Here is a 22399-nt window from a genome sequence, read left to right as displayed (position 1 = left end):
ATTACATCCATTACTATAACCACGACCGAATCAAACTGAAGTTAAAAGGGCTGAGTCCTGTGCAATACAGAACCCAGCCCTTGAGCGCCTAGCTTTTATACTGTCCAACTAATTGGGGTCAGTTCACCTTGGCTGGCAGGGGACGGCTTTTTTATCAGCGGATACTGTGGCTGAGGTGCTGGCGCTGATTAAGCAGCAGATAGCCGCCTAAGCCCGCCCCAACTGCGCTGAGCAGCAAAAGATAATAGCTGGGCGCTAGCACATCGTATTTTATCCAGAAGGATAAAATCACCGGCGTCAGGCCGCCAGCAAAGGCGTAGGCCACGTTGTAAGAGAAAGACAAGCCACTAAAGCGGATCGCTGCGGGGAAGGCTTTAATCATTAAGAGTGGCACTGCGCCAACAATTCCCACGGTAAATCCCATTAGCGGGTAGAGCAGGGCGAGCTGGCCCGTGTCATGGCTCATGCTGTGATAAAACGCGTAGCTGCTGCTGCCTAGCAAGACGCTGCCAATCAGCAGGGTAAGACCGCTGCCCAGCTTATCTGATGCCCAGCCAGCCACCACACAGCCCAAGCTCAGAGCCACGATTGCATAGCAATTGGCCCTTAGGGCATCAACAGGCAACACCGAAAATTGTTTTTGTAAATAAGCTGGGGTCATCAAAATGGCGACCACAATGGCTACTGCAAGTAAAAAGGTAGCTAGCATAGAAATTGCGATGCTAAGGCGATGATCGCGCAGCACTTGTTTTAGTGGCAGCTCGGTAGCCAGATGTTTTTTAGCCTGTAGCTCTAAAAATACCGGTGTTTCATGCAGCCATTTGCGCAAATACATCGCCACCAAGCCAAAGATACCGCCAATTAAAAAGGGCACACGCCATGCCCATGCTTCCAGCTCGGCAGGGCTGAACAGGCTGTTAATCGCCATGGCGATTAATGCGCCTAATAAAATACCCAGAGTCAGCCCGGAAGTAATGATGCTGCACGCCAGCCCGGTGTGGCGCTCTGGCGCATGCTCGGCAACAAATACCCATGCACCGGGCACTTCGCCACCAATGGCCGCGCCTTGCAAAATACGCAAAGCCAGCAGGCACAGCGGGGCCCAGATGCCGATTTGCTGATAGGTGGGCAGCAAGCCAATCATCAGTGTGGGCAGGGCCATCATTAAAATACTGAGCGTGAACATTTTTTTGCGGCCCAGCAAATCACCAAAATGCGCCATTGCAATCCCACCCAGCGGGCGGGCCAGGTAGCCTGCGGCAAAAATACTGAAAGTCTGGATTTGTCTGAGCGCATCAGGAATATCAGGCGGGAAAAAAAGCTTGCCTAAAACCACGGTGAAGAACACAAAAATAATAAAATCGTAAAACTCTAAAGCGCCACCCAGCGATGCTAATCCTAAGATTTTGCAGTCTTCCCTGTTCAAAGGCCTGGCCGCGGATATATTTCCCTGCTGGATTTGGTCTCTCATTCCATATTCTCTTATGTAGCTGATTTGGCAGAAAACTTCGGCTTATATCGAGATTACTTTAGGTAATGGGTACGGGCAAGGTTTATTGTAAGCGAGTATGTAATATACAGGGATAAGCTTGCTAAGCTGTCGTATCTTCGCCATGCGCCCGGGCAAGCGTCTGCTTTTTTTTTTGATAAACGCTGAATCCTTTTTGAATTTTGCCGGCTCTTGCTAAGAGTCATTCACAGCAAACTAAGGATTCACCATGTTCTTCATTAAACGCAATCTTCCCCTGTGGGAACGCGTTCTTCGTATCGCACTTGGTTTAGGAATCGTCTGGGCTGTTTGGGCGGGGCTGATTGCCGGTATAGTCAGCTGGATCGCAGGAGCAAGCGCCGCAACGATGGTACTCACCGCCTTTGTTGGATTTTGTCCGGCCTGCGCCCTCGCTGGCCGCCGCTATTTGGAAGAATAAAATGATCCATGCCAGAGCACAATTGATTGAAGCCGCCCGCATGGGCGATTCGGAAGCGATTGCTGATTTGCTTACCGCTTGCCAGCCCGATTTAAAGCGGTTTGCCCGTCGCACCTGCTCAAGCACCGAGGACGCTGAAGATGCGGTGCAGATTGCGCTTTGGCAGCTTTATCGCCAGATCGGTGCGCTGCGCACCGTGGCTACGTTTGCAAGCTGGTTGTTTCGCATCGTCGAGCGCGAGTGCTATCGCTTGTTTCGCCGCCAAAAATATGCCGAATCGCTGGACGAGCTGGCACCACATGACATACCTCATTCACCGCCCGTCCCCGCCGACCTGAGGATGGATTTAATCCGAGCATTGCAGCAGCTCACCCCAATTTATCGCGAGGTTTTACTGCTGCGCGATGTACACGAGCTGACCGCTCCCGAGGTAGCCGCCGAACTGGGCCTGAGCCTGGAGGCAGTCAAAAGCCGCTTGCACCGGGCCAGAGCTCAAGTGCGCGAGCAGCTTTTGGCTAGTGGTTATTGGCGGAAAGATGAGGCGGTGCAAGTTGGGGAATGAATGATTTTTTTCTGAGGAGTAAGCATCGAGCGGCTGCTTGGAAAAAAGTCATTGTAGGGTGGGTTAGGCCGCTCATGTTGCTCATCAGGGAGCTGATTTATTTCGGCCGTAACCCACCACCGCTCAGTGTCATGGTGGGTTACGGCCAGGATGCGGCAGAGTCCATATTTAATATGTTTTCTGGCCTAACCCACCCTACGGTTACATTGCTTGTTTATTTCAACGTGTGTAGATACTTTTGCATCACATGGCCTACGGCAACAACTCCACCTTCACCTGCCTGCTGTCACTTCTGCCCTGATCGTCCACCACGCTAAGCTGATGCCAGCCGCCTGCCTGTGGCCGCCATGCCATGCCGCTGGATTTTGCGCTGCCCAGATAGATCTGATTATCAAACCAATAAAGCTGCTCACTGCTGGCGGCGGCTTGCAGGGGGATGGTCTCGTCGGGTTTGGACAGGCGCAGGGTGTAGCTGAGGCCTGCCAGCGGTGAGCTGATTTTGGGCGCGTCACCAGGGCTGGCTATGCCGCTGCAATCGATATGCGGTGGTTTGCGGCGGGGGACGCCTGCTTCTTTAAACAGCCTTGCCATATCGCTGCTCCAAAATTCAAAGATTTCTGTTTTGGTATGGGCAGGATCGTAAGGGGGGCAGACTGCGAGGCCGCTCTTGGTATCGATGTGCACTGGCTGATGCAGGGTGCTGACGCGGATAGGCGATTTGCCTGGGATAAACCATGTGCTGCTTTGCTGCGGGCAATAAGCATTGGGTAAATCGCCGCTGGCGGTGCAGATATTGATGCGTTTCAGGCCCATAGGCGTGCTGCGTGGCTGCGGCTTATCGGCGGGTTTTGCTAAGGCCAGTGCATCGCTGATGCGAAAGAACAAGGGGGCTGCGGCTTCCAGCCCGATCAGTGCCGGATTACCTTGCCCGTCAAAATTACCCAGCCAGACCACCAGCACATAGGGGCCAACCACGCCGGCTGTCCAGGCATCGCGAAAGCCCCATGAAGTGCCGGTTTTAAACGCCACCGGCCAGGCATTGCTGCCGCCGTCTGGCCGGGGATTTTTACTCAGCATATCCAGCGCCAGCCAGCTAGCTTCGGGGCTAAGCAAGACTTCACCGCGTGGCTTGGGGCTTTCTTTTAAGTAGCGCAGCGGTTTTAAGCGGCCATCATTAAGCAGCATGGTGTAAAGCCCGGCCAGCTCGACCATGCTGACTTCGCCGCCGCCCAGCACCAGCGCCAGCCCGTAGTGATTTTCTGATTTCAGTTTACTGATGCCTGCCAGCTGCAAAAAATCGTAGAAGCTGGGGTTTTTAAGCTGGCTGGCCAGCCACACGGCGGGGATATTGCGGCTTTTGATCAGCGCTTCGGTGGCGCTTAAGGGGCCAACAAAGCGCCCGTCGAAGTTTTCTGGCTGATAGGGGCCAAAGGCGCTGGGCGTGTCGCGCAAAATACTCTGCGGGTGGATCACGCCCTGATCCAGCCCCAGCGCATAAATAAATGGTTTTAAAGTGGAACCTGGCGAGCGTTTGGCCTCTGTGCCATTCACCTGCCCGGCAATGCTGGCATTGAAATAATCCGCCGAGCCGACCAGGGCGCGTACTGATTGATCCCGCGTATCGACCAGCATGGCGCTGGCGTTCACAATGCCGCGTGTGCTGCTTTGCGCCAGATATTGGCGGATTTGTTTTTCCATTAGGGTTTGCAATTGCAGATCGAGCGTGGTGTTCAGCGTGCTTTGCTCTGGCGAATCGGCCAGCCTTTGTTCCACCCAGTGCGGTGCACGAAACGGCAGTTGTTCGAGGCGTTTTACCGGCAGCGGCAGGGTCATCAGGCGGATTTGTTCCGGGCTGACGGTGTAGCGTTTTTGCCAGCGCTGCCACAAGCGCTGGCGGGCATCGGTGAGCGATGCGCCGCTACCCAAACGCTGATTAGGCTGCTGCGGAATCACCGCCAGCGTCAGACTTTCTGGCAGGGTGAGCGCTTTGGCTGGTTTGCCAAAGTAGCTAAGGCTGGCCGCCGCCGCGCCTTCAATATTTCTGCCATAGGGGGCGAGGTTTAAATAGGCTTCTAAAATATCGTGCTTGCTATAACGCGCCTCCAGCCACAGCGCCAGGCCGATTTGCCTGAGCTTGCCACTAGGGCTTTTTGTATTAAGCCGATATTTAAGCCGCGCCAATTGCATGGTCAGCGTAGAGGCCCCTTGCCTGGCCCCGCCGCCATAAGTGGCTGTGATGGCGCGAAGCAGCGAGATGGGGTTGATGCCTGGGTGGTAGTAAAACCAGCGGTCTTCCTGCAATTTAAGCGCGTCGATCAGCGTGGGGGAAAAGTCCTCCAGCGGCAGCCACAGCCGGTAGCGCTGATCTGGAGCAAGAGTCAGCCGCAGCAACTTACCATCTTGCGCCAGCACGGCAGTCGACCCTGCAACCGCCAGCGATTCATGCGGCCACAGGCGGATCAGCAGCAGCGGGCTGAGGATCAGCAGGGTAAGGATGAAGCGTTTGAAGAGCCGATGTTTCAACAAGCGGTGTTTCCTGCTGAGAGTGTCTCGTAGGTTGGGTTAGCGGGTTTGTTCGCCGATTTTAAGGCGGGCAAAACCGCGTAACCCAACATTTAGGCGTAAAAGAATGTTGGGTTACGCGATAAAGCTGCTAACCCAACCTACAAATACTTGGTGCTCTCCCCGCTCTCTGTGTCCGCAGAACTTTTCCGTAGTAGATTTGCAAATCAGCCACTCGTAAGCCGAACCTGCCCGGCGCATAGATTATTGATTTCTTCCAGCAGCGCAGTGGTTTTGTTCTGGGCGAGTTGCAGTTGTAAATAGGCTTCGATATTGCTGTAGTGCACGCCTAAGACGATGCCTTCGTTTTGGGCGACAAAGCGGCGGATGCGGCCTTCGTCGGCAAAGGGCAGGGCGATTTCGATATTGTTTTGGGCAACGCTGGTGATATATTCGGCATCCAGCAGGGCGGTGGCGATGGCGTCGGTATAAGCGCGGGTTAAGCCGCCAGCGCCCAGCTTGATGCCGCCAAAATAGCGTACCACCACGCCTAATACGCCATCGAGATGTTTGTGCTGCAAGACATTCATAATCGGCTTGGCCGCCGTGCCCGATGGCTCGCCATCGTCATTCATCCCCGATTCGCCGCCCGCGAGCAAAGCCCAGCAAACATGCCGCGCCTCGGGGTGTTGCTTCCAATATCCATCGACCAGTGCCAGCGCCTCAGCGCGGCCGCTCACGGGGTGGATATGGGCAATAAAACGGCTTTTTTTAATGATGATTTCTGCGGAAACCGCAGTGGCAAGGGATGTAGTCATGGGGTATCTGGCGTAGCTTGGGTTAGACGGTTTATTCGCGGATTTTTGCGGATAAATTGGCGTAACCCAACATGATCTGGTGAAACGATCAGGGATTAGGGATCAATAGTTTATCTGATCTGTGCACTTATTGCGCACCGCTTTTACCATGAAGCGGCATTGCCACTAAGCAAAAAAAAGACCTTTTTAGTGCCTTCGGCACGTTGATTTAGAAGCGGTAGCCACCGCAGGGGCGTTCTTTTCTTGAACGGCCAAGAAAGGAAGCGAAAGAAGGCCGCCCCACGAAACACGAAGGCCCCTTCGCTGCGGACAATCGAGGCGGCGGCGGGCGGGACTCGCTCGTGCCTCGCTGCCCCTGGCCGAAACCCCGCCCCGCTTGTTCCTCGCTCCGGCGTGTTTCAAGGGGATTCTAAAGCCCCGTGCAGAGAGCGTGGTCAAGGCATCTTTAGCAGTTTGTTCATAAAAAACAGTATGGTTAGCGCGTATGGGCTTGCACCCGCCCTACCTTCATTTGAAACTGCCTGGGTGCACAAACCTTGAACCAGAATACAAAAGAGAAATCCAAGTCATTATCGATTTTCTCTGTGAAACTCTGTGTCCTCCGTGTTCTCTGTGGTTCAAGATTTGGGTTTTTTTGCTCCCCAGAAGAGCCGCCATATCAAGGCTTCACAATCTCCAGTTTCCCGGCCACGCCACGGCCTTGTTGCTTGCTGTACATGCCTTCTGCGTAAGGGGCCGGGCTGGTAAATAGCCCCGCGTGTGTGGCGCGCAGGCGGTAGACGAAGGTGGCGGCGTCTTTGCTGATGCTGCCGTAGAGCACGAATCTGTCGTCGCGCATATCGAGGTAATCTGGCCGCCAGTTGGATTGTTTTTCACCCAGCGGCGCTTGCCATGCCGGGCGCTGCGGCGCTTCTCCCTCACCTTCCCCCTCACCTTCGATCACTTCAGGGGCTTCTTCTTTAGGCGATGGCACGATTTCTACGCCGCCGGGTAGCAGTTCAACAATTGCCATTTGGGAAGCGGGTTGATCCGCGCGCAGGCGCAGGCGGACTAAAAACTCTTCGCCTATTTTCACCTTGCTGATCACTTTACCGGCCAGATCCGTGTATTCACGGATCACTTCCACGCCCTGCTTAATGGCGGCGCTTGGCGGGGCTTTATCAAAGCCCGATTCGCTGAGCAGATAAAAGCCGGGCAGTGCGCCTTCTTTACCGAAGCGGGCGCGGTGGGCGCTAGGGGATAGTGCGGCGCTGTTTTCTAACTTACTGACTTTGCCGCTTTTATCCACTTCGGCCAGCGTAAATGTGCCCGCATTGGCGCCAAAGGCCTCCAGACCCAGCATCAAATAGGCCGCAGACAGCGAGTGATAGTTTTGGCTGCTGATGGCCTTGCCTAATTCGCTCAACTCGCTGGCTGGCACGCTGTTCAGCTGCTCTTTAAAGTGGCGGGCCAGCAAATAGAGGCGCTGGGCGTCGTGCACGGTAGGGTCGTAATAGGTTTCGGCCTGATTATTCTTGCCGATCAAGCGCCACGGCACGGCTTTAAATAATTTATTCGCCAGGGCATCTTGTTTGAGCAGCTTATAGCTGGCGGCTAAATAGGCGGCGGTCAGGTCTTGCTGCCATGTTTTGGCGTGATGCGCGTCCAGCTCCTGTTGCAAGGAGGCGATCATGCCGCTGGTCATGGTGCCCTGGCGGCTGAGTAGATAAATCGCGTAAGCACGCTCTCTGGCCTCGGCCAGATTCTGGCTGCTGCCGGTGGCCAGTTGCTCCAGCCAAGCATTGCTTCTGGCCAGCATATCGCGGCTGACCGGCAGGCCGCGCTCGGATGCTTCCAGCAAATAATGCACGGCGTACACCGATGCAAAGCGCGAGATATCAGGATTGCTGGCCCACAAGCCAAAGCTGCCATCGTCATTTTGCCGCTCGGCAAGGATCTGGATCAGCTTGCTAAACGCAGCCTGCGTTTTGGCTCTGTCTAAGTTAGGCAGCAGCAGAGCGGGGAAGCCCTTGCTAATCACCTGCTCGGTGCAGCTGTAGCCGTAGCCATCCAGGAAGCTTGCCAAACCCTGGGCCCAAACCAGCGGCGAGCCTGCCACGCCAGCAATCACCTTGCGGTGCTCGTTAAACAGCACACGGCTCAGCGCGACTTCTTCGCTGCTCTTATCAAATCGCCCGACAGTCAGCCTGGTGGAATAAGGCACGGCTGGGCGGATGCTGACGGCGTCCCGGGCAATGCCTTGCTTACCGCCGCTGCTGGCGGTAAAGCGCAGCGAGCCAGAGCCGAGTACCGCGTTGGCTTTAAGGCGGAACTCGGCATTGGCCTCGCGCTGCCCGTCTATGTTCAGGTTTTGCAGCGCTGGCGAGATCATAGTAAAGGCAGCATCGGCGTCCAGCTTCAGCTGCACCGCGGCCTTGCCCGGTGCGCGCAGATTATTAAACACGCCTACGCTGACGGTAAATTCATCCCCAGGGGCCAGCGCATAAGGCACATTCGGGCTAAGGATTAAATCGCCGCGCACCTGCGTGCCGCCTTCAAAGACGCCGATTTTATCCACCGTGACTGCCACGGCCATCAGCCGTAATTTGCCGTTAAACGTGTCCGGCACGGTATAGCTTAGCGTTTTGCCCTGCGGCCCCACGTCGATCAACCCCGACCACCACGCTACGGCGGGTTGGCGTTTGCGTTTAAACGGATTGAGGTGTTTGCCAAGCAGCCCGGCAGCGTCTCCACCCGGCGCTGCGCCCTGCATCAGGCGAGAGAATTCCGGCAGGATTAAGTCGAGAATCTGGCTGGTACGTACATCCAGGGCGCGTTTTTGGAAGAAAAAATCCAGCGGTTGCGGCGTTTTATAACGCGCCACTTGCAAGATGCCTTCGTCCACGGCAAACACCACCACGCGGGCTTCCTGATTGCTGCTTACTTTTAGCTCCAGCTTTTGCCCCGGTTTCACTTCCCTGGCGTTGGCGATTTTTACATCCAGGCGCCTTGCGTCTAAATTCACCGCAAACGGCACTACGCCGTAAGAAAGCGGGCTCATATAGACTTCATCGCTGCTTGGGCTGCGGATAAATTGCACCGAGATATAGCCATTGCCTTCAAAGTCTTTAGGCAGGGTGATTTTTTGTACCGAGCTGGTTGTGTCGGCCTTAAACCAAACGTGGCTATAGACTTTATCGCGCTCGATGGTGATCAGCCCCGCGCCGGTATAGGGCGCACGGATATTGATCTCGATCTCGTCACCGGGCTTGTAGTCTTTCTTATTTAAGGTAAGTTGCAGCTCGGCATTGCGCTCTAAAGAACGGGCAATATTGGCTGCGCCCACCACGGTGTATTCGATGCGGTTTAGCTCCGCGCCATCCGGCCCCCTCACGACCAGCGCAAAATCACCCGGCTCTGCTGTGGGTAGCGTCAGATTGCTGCCGCTGGCGGGCAGGCTGAGTGGCTTGCTATCGCGGTTTATTTCCTTTTTTCGCGATTGATATTTGTAAGTTTCATCGGGCTGTTTCACTAGCACCGATACATATTTCCGCTCTACCCAGCTGAGGGTCAGCTGCTCTGCGGCGATTGGTTTTAAATTGGGCGCAATTGCCAGCCAGTGTGCGGTACGTTTGGCATTGCGCTGGATATAGCCCAGCTCGCCATCGCTTTTTACCCCGACTAAATAGGGGGCGGATGAAACCAGCACGGCACTTTCCGCCGCCACGCCGCGGCCAGAGCCAGATTCAAAAGCGCGGGCAGTTAAATGCAGCTGATAGGTAGAGCGGGCAAAGCGCGCCAGATTCAGCGTCAGCTCGGCGTCCCCCTGATCATTGCTGGTGGCGGGTGGCAGGGCGTCTCTAAATGGCTCTTTTAGCTGGCCCGCTTCGCTAAAGCGATATTGGGCATAGGCCGCAAAGGCGGGCACGCTAGGCGTTAAGATCATTTCTCCTTCTACGCGCCGCCCACCGGCTGGGCTGCCAAACAGATGCATGACTTTTACATTAGCCTTGATGTCTTCGGGCTTAATCCAGCCTTCCACCGGTGCATTGCTCAGCGTGGCGTTCACCTTCATGCGGTCTGGCTCAAATTCTTTGATTTTGATGCTGCCGCTGCCGATCTGTTCGCCGCGCTCTTTGCCTTTGACCAGATAAACGCCGATTTGATAATCGCCGCTGGGCGAGGTTTCGCTGCTGGCAAAATCAACGCTATCAAAACCGCTGGCGGATAGCTTGATTTTGTCCTTTTTAACCGTCTGCCCGCGCGGATCGGTGATTTCGATTTCCAGCGGCAGGCCTGCCAAAGAGCCTGCCCAGTTGGCGGTGCGGGTAATGCTGTGGATATGGGCCGTTTCGCCCGGGCGGTACATGCCCCGGTCTGAAAACACAAAACTGCTGAGCTGCTGCGCCGATACGGCATTGGCCACGCCGCCAATATCAAAGCGCGACAGATTCAGCTGCCTGTCGTAGCGGTTGATCGGCAGAAATGACACATCGTCGCTCTGTTTCACCAAATACATCAGTGGCGCTTTTTCGCGGGCTAAATCTTTAAGCGCAGGGAAATGAGCGCGGCCCAGCGCATCGGTCTGGCTGCTGGCCACGGTTTGCCCGTTGCGGCCAATCACTTCTACCGTGGCCGCAGCAACGGCTTCGCCGCTAGAGATCGATTGCACAAACACATCATTGCTATTGTCCACCGCTGTTTTGGCCAGCACGCCTAAATCAGAAACCAAAATAAAGCGGCTATCGCTAGGCTCGTCTTCACGGTTTTTAGGCGCTTTAGGATCAAAAGGCGTGAGTTTCAGCATAAATACGCCACGACGGTTGCCAGTTTTGTCCGCCAGATAGCGGGTCAGATCAATACTGTCGTAGTAAGGTTTGCCGGGGTCGGTGGCGGGCAGGGTGCGCTCTTCGGTGAAGCGCTCGACCAGGGTATCTAAATACTGATCGGCGATTTCAGGCTTAGCAAAGTTGCCATTATTTTGGTCCACCAGATGATGCAGCTGATTAGGAAGCAAACGACCCACTTCGATGCGAACGCCGCTGAGGCCACGCGCCACAAAAGCCACTTTTTTATCCGACGCCATAGAAAGCAGCGCGCCATTTGATAAGAGCTTGATGGCTTTGGGATAAGGCGCAACCTGAAACACCTGCGTCATTACTTTGCCAGACTGATAGCCACCAAAGGCCTGCACACCGGCATCCACTTGTAAAAACACCGAACGCCCAACGGGGGCAGAGAATTTCCAGCTATGTTGTGTGCCGTATTCTTCTTCACCCGGCAACGCTTTTAGCGCCAAGGCGTTGGTGAGCACGGCCTGCCCAACCTGGCTGGCACCCCATTGATACACGCCGCGCTGATCTTCCTTAGGCGTATTAGGCGGATATTCTGGCAGCAGCCAGGCACGCACTTTGCCTTTGAGCGCGGCTTCGGATACCGGCACATTGCTGCTGAACATCACCACCTGCTCTGGCTCGTAACGCTCATTATCGGCCAGCAGCATTTTCACCTGATCAAAGCGCAGGCTGTAGAGGCCGGGTACGCTGATCTTGCTGTCTAAATCGGCTTCAAGCTTATTGCCGCCCTGTGCGGCCTGAGCGCCTTTTGCAAGGGTGAGCAGAATATCGCTGTCTTCTTTAGGAACAGTGAGCGGGGCTGAATGAATAAAGGCGTTGAGTTTGGCTTTATCAAAGCTGATGGAATAGGGCGGCACCTTATCGCTTTGATAGCTCAGCCCGCCGCCCAGCTTCAGGCTGATATTTTTCTGAATGCTGGCAGGGTCTACCGGATGGCTAAAGTGTAAGGTGGCGACCAGTTTTTTAAGGTTAGCGTCGCGCGGGTCCTGGTAAAAACGCGATTCGGCCACATTGGCGGCAAAGGGCGCGGTCTTGAAAGTAAAGCTGTATTCCTCGAGCTTAACGCTTTCGGCAAAGAGTTTTTTCTTAGCGAGCGAGACTTCAAACTCGGCATCAATCGGCCAGTCGGCCTTGGGGCGGAACACCAGTTTTCTATCGCCTTCCCAAACCCAGCTTCCTGCTAGGGCAGGGGAAAGTTGCACGCCATCGCCTGCGGCTTGATCGATTTGCTTGAGTGGTGCAGCAGATTCGTTAAATTCAACCACCAGCGGCAAAGGCTGCGGCCGGTCTTTTTCGTCATAGGGCGTCAGCTCTGGCGCGGTGACTACATAGCTCACCCTCTGTGGTTTGGGCTGAGCCTGATACCAGCGCCAGCCCATCGTTCCACCCGTTGCCAGCAGGGCAAGAGCCAGCGTTGCAATCCCCGCTTGCTTAGGTTTGGCACGCATCCAGAGAACGCCAGCCTCCAGCCACAGCGCCAGCTTCTTGAGCCAGCCCGGCGCTTGCCAGTTCACCTCGCCAAACAGCAGCGTTAAAACCCAGGATATCCCGCGAGATAAAAGCTGGAAAGCGGGCAAGCAAATCTGCAAGGCTTTGTTCATTATGGGGCTCGGCTATTGTTAGGGCGGGTGAGACCCGCCAGATTCTGGCATAAATACTATAAAAACAGCGGGTTTTACCCTGGCTGTAAAATTCAGCCTGTGCTTGATTTGCCAGCTCTTGAAATTGTAAGAGCTATTCTAATGCCCTGCTTGGGAAAGAAGTTTTTCAGGCAAGGGAGTGTGCAAATTCGCCACTGGCTGCATTCTAATACGCAAAATTCGCAGTCTGCTCCAGCGAAACGGCAATCTGTCTTTCTGCCGTTTTCATCCATTCGCCGTGATTGCATACTGAAGTTATTCCAAACGAGGACATTGGGTTTTGCGATGAAAAATATCCTGATTGCATTATTACTGTTGTTGCTGGCAATTTACGTGGGGGCAGATTTTTTTAATCACGGCATGAATTTAAGCTTTAGCGGTGATGGGGATAATTGGGAATGGACAAGCAGTGGTGCTGATGCGCTGATTGCTATTCCCGTATTACTGATTGTGGGTGCAATTTTATTCTTTGTATTTTCTGGTGTAGCCGTACTTATTCTGGCCATTGGCCTGTTCGCCGTATTAGCCTGCCTGTTACCTGCGCTGATTTCATTAGCCGTGCCGGTATTGATGGTGTATTTGCTTTATTTGCTGATTCGTAAAGCGAAGAGTGTGTAGGCTGGAAGGAGCGCTATCAGTCCAAATTTTCTCTGTTTGGGAAATATTGGGCTGATAACAGCCAGGAAACAATCAGTTGTTCTTTGTACGCTTAATGTAAATACAGATTGCTAAGCTACAAATGACGAGCTCTAAAACGAATGACCAATGCAGTATGAAATTAAGCCACCATGGTTTATATAGGGATTTTACTGTAAATAGAGCAAATGGTTTGTCAATAAATGGAAAAAACCACCAGATATCCCCCACTACAGTGTCTAAAATGAGATGCACCATGCAAGATGAAAAAGCAATAAGTGAGAGTAATCCCAGTTTTTTATGCGAAGAGAAAGCATAGATTGTGTATGAAATAAAAGCCAAAGAAATCCATAGTAAAGGCCAATGAGTTATATATTTATGGTGGTGCGTCTGGCGATGGTCAATTAAATAAAAGTAAATAAGATCCAAATCTGGAAGTATTGAGCCTAGTACGGCAGACAAAACAATAAGGCGTGCTGGAATTGTTGTATTTTTAATTTTTTTTAAAATAGATACAGCGTAGATGTAGCCCGAAGGAATATGCGCTATGAACATGTTTGTCTGTGCTTTTATTTGGTTGTGATTAAGTTTGGAATGGCCACTATATTTATTTTCTGAATACGATAAGACTTTGTAGCCTGCTAATTGTTGTTATCAGGATAAAAAAAGAGCGCACCCTGTGCGCTCTTGGTATTTCAAATCATGCAAATTTAAGCAGTCAGTTCCAGCAGTTTGATAAAGGCGTCGTCAAATTGCTTCAGGCCTTCGGTTTGCAGCTGCTCGCCTTGCAGGTTGTAGTTGATGCCTAGCTTACGCAGTGCGGCCATATTGGCAACGGCTTTGTCTAAACCTGTTTCCAGTGTCAGTGCGGCTACGCCGTGGTCGCGGAACAGAGCCAGTGTTGCGTCAGGCACGGTGTTCACTGTTTCCGGGCCGATCAGATCCGCCACATACATTACATCGCTATAGGCTTTGTTTTTGGTGCCGGTAGAGGCCCAAAGCATGCGTTGTGGATTTGCGCCCAGTGCTTTCAGTGCAGCAAAACGTGTGCCGTGGAAGAGTTTTTTGTAATGTTCGTAAGAAACTTTTACAAACGATTTGGCCACTTCACCGCGCAGTGCCAGCGCTTCTGGTGTGCCGATTTCTTCCAGTTGCGGATCAATCAGGCTGTCTACACGGGATAAGAATACCGATGCAACTGCATGAACGTGATCAACCGGCTGGCCAGCGGCAACGCGTGCTTCCAGACCGCGGATATAGGCGGTGAGTACTTCGTCAACGTGTTTCAGGTTAAACATCAGGGTGACGTTGATATTCAGGCCAGAGGCAATCAGCTCTTCAATGGCGATCACGCCTGCGGATGTGGCAGGCACTTTAATCATCAGATTAGGGCGGTTAATGGCTGCCCACAGACGTTTTGCGTTGGCAATGGTGCCAACTGCATCGTGTGACAGTGTTGGGGATACTTCCAGCGATACATAGCCGTCTTTACCCTTGGTTTCATCGTAAATCGAGCGGGTTACATCGCAAGCAGCCTGCAGATCAGGAATCACCAGCGCTTCGTAGCGTTGTTCAGCAGTTAAATCTTGTTTTTTTAATTCTGCCAGGTCGCCGGTGTAAAGCGGATCAGAGCTGATTGATTTAAAGAAAATGGCCGGGTTAGATGTCACCCCCATGATGCCGTCTTCTTTCAGAATTTTGGCAAGTTCACCAGATTGAATCAGACCACGCGATAAATTATCCAGCCAGATGCTTTGACCTAGGGGCTTAATAGCAGCGATTTTGCTCATGGGTGACGCCTCAAATAAGAGATGGGAAAGGTTGATGCTCGGCGTAAATTATCCCCTATCCCTGTGGCTTGCGCATTTGTGATCACGCAATAATTTTGACTATTTTTTACTATTTTTTTGTGGGAATGGGGATTGACAGGGAGGAGGAACTAAAATTTTATAACGACAATCTATTTTAGTGCCTTCGGCACGTTGATTTAGGTGCGGGCGTCCCGCCGGACCTTCCTTTCTTGTGTGGCCAAGAAAGGAAGCGAAAGAAGGCCACTCCACGAAACACGAAGGCCCCTGCGCTGCGGACAATCGAGTCGGCGGCAGGCGAGACTCGCTCGTGCCTCGCTGCCTCTGGCCGAAACCCCGCCCCGCTTGTTCCTCGCTCCGGCGTGTTTCAAGGGGAGATTTAAGCCCCGTGCTTTGATCCGCGAAACGAATCTGGGATGCTGGGTTTTACGATGCTTAATTCAAACCCCGTGTTCTCCGTGTTTCACGATTTGGGTTTTGCTGCCCCGCATCAATTGTTAATCAATCGCTGCGGTGGGAATTTCACTGAGAATACGCTGCCTTCGCCTGATTTGGATTGCACCAGTAATTGGGCCTGGTGGCGCTGGATGATGTGTTTCACGATGGCTAATCCCAGCCCCGTGCCGCCGGTGGAGCGTGAGCGGCCTCGGTCAACGCGGTAAAAGCGCTCGGTCAGGCGGGGTAAGTGTTCAGGCGAGATGCCGATGCCCGAGTCTTTTACGCTGAATAATCCGTGCTCAAAGCTCAGATTCCACGAAAGGGTAATCTCGCCGCCATTAGGCGTGTAGCGGATGGCGTTCGAAACTAAATTGCCAAAAGCAGAATGCAGCTCGTCGTGATTGCCAATTAATCGGATTGAATCGAGCTGGCCGATCGTCACGATGTGGCGGCCTTGCGACAGGCCCTCGGCTTCGGCAGCCAGCAGGCGCATCAGTTGCGGCACGTCGACTTCTTCTTCGCGCATTTGCTGGCCACTTTCCAGACGGGAAAGGGTAAGCAAATCGTCAACCAGACGCTGCATACGCTGGGTTTGATCGTACATCAGCTGCAAATGCTGGCCGCGTGTTTCCGGATCTGTATCGGGCATATCGATCATGGTTTCGATAAAACCGCCTACTACTGTCAGCGGGGTACGCAGCTCGTGCGAAACATTGGCGACAAAATCGCGGTGTACGGTCTGGACGCGATCCAGCTGAGTAATATCGCGCGATAAAAGAAGTTTACGGCTGGAATCAAAAGGAACGAGCTGCACGGATAGAACCTGCTCTTGCGGACGGTGAGTATGTAAAACCAGAGGGTGGGCAAAGTCTTGGCTGCGCAGATATTCGCGCAGTGACGGATGGCGGACAATATTGCTGATTACTTGCCAGACATCGCTCACACGGTTAATCGCCATATGCTGGGCGGCAGAGCGGTTACACCATTCGATTCTGTCGTGCTCATCCAGAATCACCACGCCATCGGGCAGGGCCTCGCTGGCATTGGTAAAGCGATCCAGCGTATTGGTGAGGCGTTCCTTAATTTTGCTTTGCAGCCTGACCTGGTTGTAAACCCGGTCGAACACTTCCTGCCAGAGCAAAATGCCACTCGGTACATTATCCACGCGGGAGTCTTCTACCCAGCGGTGTAAGCGGCCAAGATTCACCAGGTGATACAGAACTGAACAAGATAAAAGACCTATCGCGGTTGCCATGCCATAAGTCAGACCAAAAATAGCACCAATGGAGGCAGAAAATACCGCCACTGTCAGGTAATGAATCAGAGATCGTAGCCAAAGCATTCGGTTTTATATCCAGAGTAAAACACTCGCCTTTTAAAAATACTAAGGCTTACAAGGCGTCCAGCATTTATCCATAAAGAATTTTGTATTTCTTTTAAAGCTTTATGTAAGGATTTTATCGCTAAACCAAGGGCTTGTCGTTAAATGAATGCTTAATTATTGTGAGCAGACAGTCTGTAGCCTGTACCGCGTACGGTTTGAATCAAACGGTCAAAATTAGTTGATTCCAGGGCAGAGCGCAGTCGTCGGATATGCACGTCTACAGTGCGTTCTTCAACAAATACGTGATCTCCCCAGACATGATCAAGCAATTGCGCTCGTGAATGTACGCGTTCCGGATGAGTCATAAAAAAGTGCAGCAAGCGAAATTCGGTAGGGCCCAGATCGATGGTTTCGCTGTTGCCGGTGACACGGTGTGTAGCAGGATCAAGGCGCAGGCCCTGAACTTCAACGGTGTCATCCGTAATTTGCGGTGCGCGGCGGCGTAGCACAGCCTTAATGCGTGCTTGCAATTCACGCGGGCTGAAAGGCTTGGTAATGTAATCATCAGCGCCTGTTTCAAGGCCGATGACTTTATCCTGCTCGTCCGAGCGGGCGGTGAGCATGATTAAAGGAATTTGCCGGGTACGCTCTTCAGAGCGCAGCTTCTTGGCAAAATCGATGCCGGTCATGCCAGGGAGCATCCAGTCGAGCAGGATTAAATCGGGCAGGGCATTTCTTACAATGTTTTGCGCGCTTTCTGCAGAGTCGGCACGCATCACATGATGGCCAGCCTGAGACAGATTGAAAGCAATCAGCTCCTGAATGGCGGGTTCGTCTTCAACAAGTAAAATATTAGCGGGCATAGCGATTGACCTCGCGGAATAAAGTTCCACATTTGTTGCAAGATTAAGGCCTGAATATGTATTTAATATGACAAGTCTGACAAAAGTGGTCTTATTTTTCTGAGCTGTGTCGTATTTTTTACACTCTGCCTGCGCGGATTGGCGTGCAAGCCGCTGTTAGCAAAGGACTGAAGCGGGGTATTATGCGGGGGTTACGTCAAAGAGCTTTTCTGCCCATGTCCGGACTATCAAAAACAACACCTTTGCCAGTAGAGATAAAACTTCATCAGGCCTCAAAGCAGCTGGAGATTCATTTTGATGAGGGCAGTTGTTTTATTCTGCCCTGTGAGTATCTGCGGGTACACAGCCCTTCTGCTGAAGTGCGCGGCCACGGTGCTGGCCCCGGAACATTGCAGGTTGGGAAGGCGGACGTCAATATTATTGATATTGTGCCGGTGGGCAATTACGCAGTGAAACTGGTATTTGATGACGGCCATGATTCAGGGCTTTATTCATGGGACCATCTTTATGAGCTGGGGCGTGATCAGGCGGTCAATTGGCAGGCTTATTTAGATAAGCTGGCACAGGCTGGGGCTTCAAGAACTCCGTAGCTTGGTGCAAACACACGAAATTAAAGCGATTTACGTGCAATGGCGGGTGTAACCGCCATCTGATGAGAGAAAATAATGAGCGATCCAAGTACCCATTTTGGTTTTAAAACGGTTAACGAATCCGAAAAAGCGCAAAAAGTCGCTGAGGTTTTTCATTCGGTGGCTAAAAAATACGATGTGATGAATGACTTAATGTCAGGTGGTTTACATCGCATCTGGAAATTTTTCACGATTGAAACCAGCGGTGTGAAAGCCGGTGACAAGGTATTGGATATTGCCGGTGGCACGGGTGATTTATCCAAAGCCTTTGCTAAAAAAGTCGGTAAAACCGGCCAGGTATGGCTCACCGATATTAATAGCTCCATGCTGGGCGTGGGGCGTGATCGCCTGCTGGACCAAGGCTATGCCTTGCCGGTGGCGCAGTGCGATGCAGAAAAGTTGCCGTTTCCGGATAATTATTTTGACTGTGTTTCGGTGGCCTTTGGCCTGCGCAATATGACGCACAAAGACGCTGCGCTGGCGGAAATGCATCGCGTACTCAAGCCAGGCGGGCGTTTGCTGGTGCTGGAATTCTCGAAAGTATGGGCGCCGCTTAAACCTGCTTACGATATCTACTCGTTTAAATTGCTGCCGTTTATGGGCAAGCTGGTGGCCAACGATGCCGATTCTTACCAGTATCTGGCCGAATCCATCCGTATGCATCCGGATCAGGAAACCCTCAAGCAAATGATGAAAGACGCAGGCTTTGGCTGGGTGGATTTCCATAATATGACGGGTGGCGTGGTTGCTTTGCATAAAGGGACAAAAATTTAATGTTGCTGGCCGCCGTACTCAATCGCCTTTTGGCAGAGGATGCGGCAGCGAAGGCGGAGCTTGCGCAATTCGCTGGCCGTACAATTAAGATTTCTTTGCCCATGGTCAGCGAAACGCTGGTGCTGATGCATGATGGCCGGCTGGCAAAAAGCATGGCCGAAGCAGAAGCCACGCTGGATTTGCCGCTGAGCTTTTTCACCCGCCGCATGCAGGATAAAACCGCCGCCGCCCGCCATGTGCGCCTCAGTGGCGATGGCGAGCTGGGCAGCCGCATCGGCCATGTGCTGAGCGGCCTGCGCTGGGATGCGGCTGAAGAGTTATCTAAGCTGATTGGCGATGTGGCAACGCAAAGGCTGGTGAGTATTGCAGGCAAAGTGGGCGGAATTCCCGGCGCAATGGGTTCGAGATTAGTAGTTAACTTAGCCGAATACTGGCGCGACGAAGCCCCGCTTTTAGCGCATAAGCGCGATGTAAATCAGTTTTGTAATGATGTGGATGAATTACGCGATGCGCTGGCAAGGCTGGAAAAGCGAGTTTCAAAGTTAATGTAGGGTGGGGTCTTCAATAAATGGGCCAAGCAAAATCAAATAGTTTTTTTAGTGCCTTCGGCACGTTGATTTTGGAGCGGGTGCCCCCGCGGGGGCGTTCTTTTCTTGCTTCGCCAAGAAAAGAACCAAAAGAAGGCGACCCCACGAAACACGAAGACTCCTTCGCTGCGGACAATCGAGTCGGCGGCGGGCGGGATTGGCTCGCTGCCTCGCTCCCTGGCCGAAACCCCGCCCCGCTTGTTCCTCGCTTCGGCGTGTTTCAAGGGGAGATTTAAGCCCCATATCGAGAGCGTAGTCATAATTTTTTGTCTTTGTTTGCTACTAAGAACCAAACTGGTTAGCGCACATGTGGTTTCACCTGCCCTACGATGCTAACCCTCTACCTGCATCACCTCTCTCTTAAGTTGAACCAATGCGTCTTTCTCGTTTAATTAAAATTGTCCGTGTGGTTTTTGGCTATGGTCTGGATGAGTTCTTACTCGGCCATGCGCGTGTGCGTGGTTTGGGTAAGCTGATTCAGTCGCTGCTGTCTGGCCGGGATTTAAGCGCGCCACGGGCCGAGCGTTTGCGGTTGGCTTTGCAAGAATTAGGGCCGATCTTTGTTAAGTTTGGTCAGGTCTTGTCGACCCGCCGTGATCTGATGCCGCTGGATATCGCCGATGAGCTGGCAAAACTGCAAGACAATGTGCCTCCCTTTGCAGCGGAGACCGCAGTCGCGGTGATTGAAACAAGCTTAGGGCGCAAGCTCGATGAGCTGTTTGCCGAGTTTGAGCAAACGCCGGTGGCCAGTGCATCAGTGGCGCAGGTGCATAAGGCGCGTTTACATAATGGCCAGCAGGTGGCGGTCAAAGTTTTACGCCCGGATATCCTGCCGGTGATTGAATCTGATTTAGCGCTGATGCGCATCATGGCGGTATTGCTGGAGAAGCTCTCGGCCGACGGTAAGCGTTTGCGCCCCAGAGAAGTGGTGGCGGAATTTGATCGCTATCTGCATGACGAGCTTGATCTGATGCGCGAGGCGGCTAACGCCAGCCAGCTGCGCCGCAATTTTTTAAATTCCAGCCAGCTCCTGGTGCCCGAAGTCTTCTACGACTTTTGTGCGCGTGAAGTGTTTGTGATGGAGTGGATGGACGGCATTCCGGTCGGGCGCATCGATGAGCTACTGGCGGCGGGGATGGATTTAAAAAAACTCTCCCGCTTTGGGGTGGAAATCTTTTTTACCCAGGTATTCAGAGATGGGTTTTTCCATGCCGATATGCACCCAGGCAATATCCTGGTGGCGGCTGATAATCGCTATATTGCTTTGGATTTTGGGATTGTTGGCACGCTGTCTGATAGCGATAAGCAATACCTGGCGATTAACTTTCTGGCGTTTTTTAACCGCGATTACCACCGTGTGGCTACCGCCCATATTGAATCGGGCTGGGTGCCAAAAGAGACGCGGGTAGAGGAATTAGAAGCGGCGGTTCGCACCGTTTGCGAGCCTATTTTTAATAAGCCGCTCTCGCAGATTTCTTTTGGCCAGGTGCTGCTGCGCCTGTTTGAAACCTCGCGTCGCTTTAATGTGGAAATCCAGCCGCAGTTGGTCTTGCTGCAAAAAACCCTGCTCAATATTGAAGGCTTAGGCCGTCAGCTCGATCCGGATTTAGACTTGTGGCAGACCGCCATGCCGTTTTTAGAGCGCTGGATGCACGAGCAAATTGGCTGGCGCGGCATGCTGCGTAATCTAAAAAAAGAAGCGCCGCAGTGGGCGGCTTTATTGCCAATGTTGCCGCGTAAATTAGGTGAGCTGCTCGATCAGAACCATACAGAGTTACTGGTGGCGGGCTATAGCGGCCTGATGTGGGAGCAGAAAAAACGTAACTGGCTGCTGGGCGTGATTGCCGCGCTTTTGGCTGGTTTATTGCTCACATGGTGGTTTAAGTAAGACGGGCCACAGGCCCAGATCTGCCGGGGCGGCATAGGCCCCGGCGTTTTATCCGGGGCACCCCGCCCGCGCCGGAGCGGCTTTTAGCGTAAATGTGCTTTCAAATGGGCCGCTCTGTGCTCCCCTCCGGCATTTGCAGCTTAAAGCTCAATCACACCTCCGCCAACCCGATGGGTGTTGCCGCCAACCCGGATATTGCGCTGCGCATCCACTTCTACATGAATCACGCTTAAACGGCTGAACAGGCGTTGTATGGTCAGCCCCTGCTCGATTCTCAGGCTAAAAGGGGCGCTTTGCCCTGATGCCATCATCCAGCCCGCAATATTTGCCGCCCCCGTGCCTGCTCCAAAATCTTCATACACCTGAAATGCATCGCAGGAAAAAAACCGGAGGGTGATATGGTCGCCATCGCTGGACCATACAGCGGCCTGGGGTAAGTTTTTGCTGGTTTCGGCCAGCCTGGACAGCGAGCTGACCTGTGGATTGGCCTGCAAAACAGATTGCTGTGATCTGACCTGCACAATGAGTTGTTCCAGCCCGCAATCAACAAATAAGGGCGTGCCAATAATATCTGTTGCTGCAATGCCAAGGGCCGAGGCAATTTCTAAACTGCTGTGCTGTGCCGGGCGGGTGTGGGCTGTGGCCAGCTGGCTCCACCAGCGGTCTCCCTGGCGTAACAGCCAGGTTTGCCCCTGATTGGTTTTAAATGCCTGTGCGGCAAGGCCTGTTTCATCGGGGTGCGAGGCTTCGGCGGTGGCCAGCATGGCTTGCACTGAAAAAGGCAGCATGTATTGCGTTGAATGCACATGAACTTGTGTGTCGTTTGCCGCAATAAATGCGGTTTCTGCTACGCCCATTTGAAATGCCAGCGTTTGCCTGGTTGGCTCGTCAGGCATTTCTTCAGTGGTAAACACGACAATCGGGTTCCCACTTAAACGCCGTTCAGCAAAGGTATTGATGAGGTGAAAGGGATAGGACGTCATAGCAGCAGCCTGGAAGTGAGTGCAGTAATATTTGCGAATGAAAAAAGCGACAGGTGTTTTTATTACATGATTATGCCATTGAATCTTTCCAATATATTTTTTTAAGCTTACTATTTGATTTTATTTTATTGGTGGGGTGATTCTCGATTTGTAAAATTTACATTTAAATAATGGCTTACCATTC

The 22399-nt window shown here is 52.8% G+C and carries 17 protein-coding genes; 8 read left to right on the top strand and 9 right to left on the bottom strand.

Annotated elements, in window-relative coordinates:
* Window positions 1–92, top strand: a 92-nt coding sequence (locus CSQ88_RS09870) for an IS3 family transposase (RefSeq protein ID WP_143449393.1), incomplete at its 5' end; no start/stop codon positions are given.
* Window positions 93–154: 62 nt separating this feature from the next.
* Here the strand turns inward: CSQ88_RS09870 and CSQ88_RS09865 are convergent.
* On the bottom strand, window positions 155–1471 hold the full coding sequence (locus tag CSQ88_RS09865) for an MFS transporter (protein WP_099397933.1): 1317 nt from the start codon (window positions 1469–1471) through the stop codon (window positions 155–157).
* 247 nt (window positions 1472–1718) lie between these two features.
* Between CSQ88_RS09865 and CSQ88_RS09860 the strand changes: the two genes are divergently transcribed.
* Window positions 1719–1928 (top strand): DUF2892 domain-containing protein, encoded by a 210-nt coding sequence (locus tag CSQ88_RS09860; RefSeq protein ID WP_099397932.1) that lies wholly within the window; start codon window positions 1719–1721, stop codon window positions 1926–1928.
* Window position 1929: 1 nt separating this feature from the next.
* Complete coding sequence (locus tag CSQ88_RS09855) at window positions 1930–2490, top strand: RNA polymerase sigma factor (protein WP_099397931.1); 561 nt, start codon at window positions 1930–1932, stop codon at window positions 2488–2490.
* 252 nt (window positions 2491–2742) lie between these two features.
* Here the strand turns inward: CSQ88_RS09855 and pbpC are convergent, their stop codons facing one another.
* The 3 genes from pbpC to CSQ88_RS09840 form a co-directional block, all read right to left on the bottom strand.
* Window positions 2743–5016: a penicillin-binding protein 1C gene (gene pbpC / locus CSQ88_RS09850; protein ID WP_218963060.1), complete on the bottom strand. Its 2274-nt coding sequence runs from the start codon at window positions 5014–5016 to the stop codon at window positions 2743–2745.
* A 203-nt stretch (window positions 5017–5219) separates the two neighbouring features.
* Complete coding sequence (locus CSQ88_RS09845) at window positions 5220–5810, bottom strand: YigZ family protein (RefSeq protein ID WP_099397930.1); 591 nt, start codon at window positions 5808–5810, stop codon at window positions 5220–5222.
* A 658-nt stretch (window positions 5811–6468) separates the two neighbouring features.
* The gene (locus CSQ88_RS09840) at window positions 6469–12246 is read right to left on the bottom strand and encodes an alpha-2-macroglobulin (RefSeq protein ID WP_099397929.1); all 5778 of its coding nucleotides are present in this window, start codon (window positions 12244–12246) and stop codon (window positions 6469–6471) included.
* A gap of 324 nt (window positions 12247–12570) precedes the next feature.
* Here CSQ88_RS09840 and CSQ88_RS09835 point away from each other — a divergent pair, with 324 nt between their 5' ends.
* Window positions 12571–12903, top strand: coding sequence for a hypothetical protein (locus tag CSQ88_RS09835; RefSeq protein WP_099397928.1), 333 nt, complete (start codon window positions 12571–12573; stop codon window positions 12901–12903).
* Between the two features lie 72 nt (window positions 12904–12975).
* Here the strand turns inward: CSQ88_RS09835 and CSQ88_RS23655 are convergent, their stop codons facing one another.
* The 4 genes from CSQ88_RS23655 to phoB all read right to left on the bottom strand — a co-directional run bounded on the left by CSQ88_RS23655 (window position 12976) and on the right by phoB (window position 17354).
* Window positions 12976–13476 (bottom strand): metal-dependent hydrolase, encoded by a 501-nt coding sequence (locus CSQ88_RS23655; RefSeq protein ID WP_099397927.1) that lies wholly within the window; start codon window positions 13474–13476, stop codon window positions 12976–12978.
* A 155-nt stretch (window positions 13477–13631) separates the two neighbouring features.
* On the bottom strand, window positions 13632–14711 hold the full coding sequence (gene tal, locus CSQ88_RS09825) for a transaldolase (protein WP_099397926.1): 1080 nt from the start codon (window positions 14709–14711) through the stop codon (window positions 13632–13634).
* Between the two features lie 508 nt (window positions 14712–15219).
* Window positions 15220–16509, bottom strand: coding sequence for a phosphate regulon sensor histidine kinase PhoR (gene phoR / locus CSQ88_RS09820; protein WP_099397925.1), 1290 nt, complete (start codon window positions 16507–16509; stop codon window positions 15220–15222).
* A gap of 152 nt (window positions 16510–16661) precedes the next feature.
* Window positions 16662–17354, bottom strand: a complete 693-nt coding sequence (phoB, locus tag CSQ88_RS09815) for a phosphate regulon transcriptional regulator PhoB (RefSeq protein WP_046352408.1) — start codon at window positions 17352–17354, stop codon at window positions 16662–16664.
* Between the two features lie 215 nt (window positions 17355–17569).
* On the opposite strand from phoB, the gene CSQ88_RS09810 reads away from it, so the two are divergent.
* The 4 genes from CSQ88_RS09810 to ubiB all read left to right on the top strand — a co-directional run bounded on the left by CSQ88_RS09810 (window position 17570) and on the right by ubiB (window position 21232).
* Window positions 17570–17944: a gamma-butyrobetaine hydroxylase-like domain-containing protein gene (locus CSQ88_RS09810; RefSeq protein ID WP_099397924.1), complete on the top strand. Its 375-nt coding sequence runs from the start codon at window positions 17570–17572 to the stop codon at window positions 17942–17944.
* A gap of 75 nt (window positions 17945–18019) precedes the next feature.
* Entirely contained in the window at window positions 18020–18757 is a 738-nt protein-coding gene (gene ubiE / locus CSQ88_RS09805; protein WP_099397923.1) for a bifunctional demethylmenaquinone methyltransferase/2-methoxy-6-polyprenyl-1,4-benzoquinol methylase UbiE, read from the top strand.
* Window positions 18757–19308 (top strand): SCP2 domain-containing protein, encoded by a 552-nt coding sequence (locus CSQ88_RS09800; protein WP_099397922.1) that lies wholly within the window; start codon window positions 18757–18759, stop codon window positions 19306–19308. The genes ubiE and CSQ88_RS09800 overlap by 1 nt, the downstream gene beginning before the upstream one ends.
* A 409-nt stretch (window positions 19309–19717) precedes the next feature.
* Window positions 19718–21232 (top strand): ubiquinone biosynthesis regulatory protein kinase UbiB, encoded by a 1515-nt coding sequence (gene ubiB / locus CSQ88_RS09795; RefSeq protein WP_099397921.1) that lies wholly within the window; start codon window positions 19718–19720, stop codon window positions 21230–21232.
* Between the two features lie 140 nt (window positions 21233–21372).
* Here the strand turns inward: ubiB and CSQ88_RS09790 are convergent, their stop codons facing one another.
* Window positions 21373–22215 carry a PhzF family phenazine biosynthesis protein gene (locus CSQ88_RS09790; RefSeq protein ID WP_099397920.1) on the bottom strand — a complete coding sequence of 281 codons (843 nt, stop codon included), beginning with the start codon at window positions 22213–22215 and terminating at the stop codon, window positions 21373–21375.
* Between the last annotated feature and the right edge of the window lie 184 nt (window positions 22216–22399).

The sequence above is a fragment of the Iodobacter sp. BJB302 genome, from assembly GCF_002735645.1.
Taxonomy (GTDB): Bacteria; Pseudomonadota; Gammaproteobacteria; order Burkholderiales; family Chitinibacteraceae; genus Iodobacter.
The sequence above is the reverse complement of the archived record's forward strand: the minus strand, read 5'-3'. Positions and strand labels throughout refer to the sequence as shown.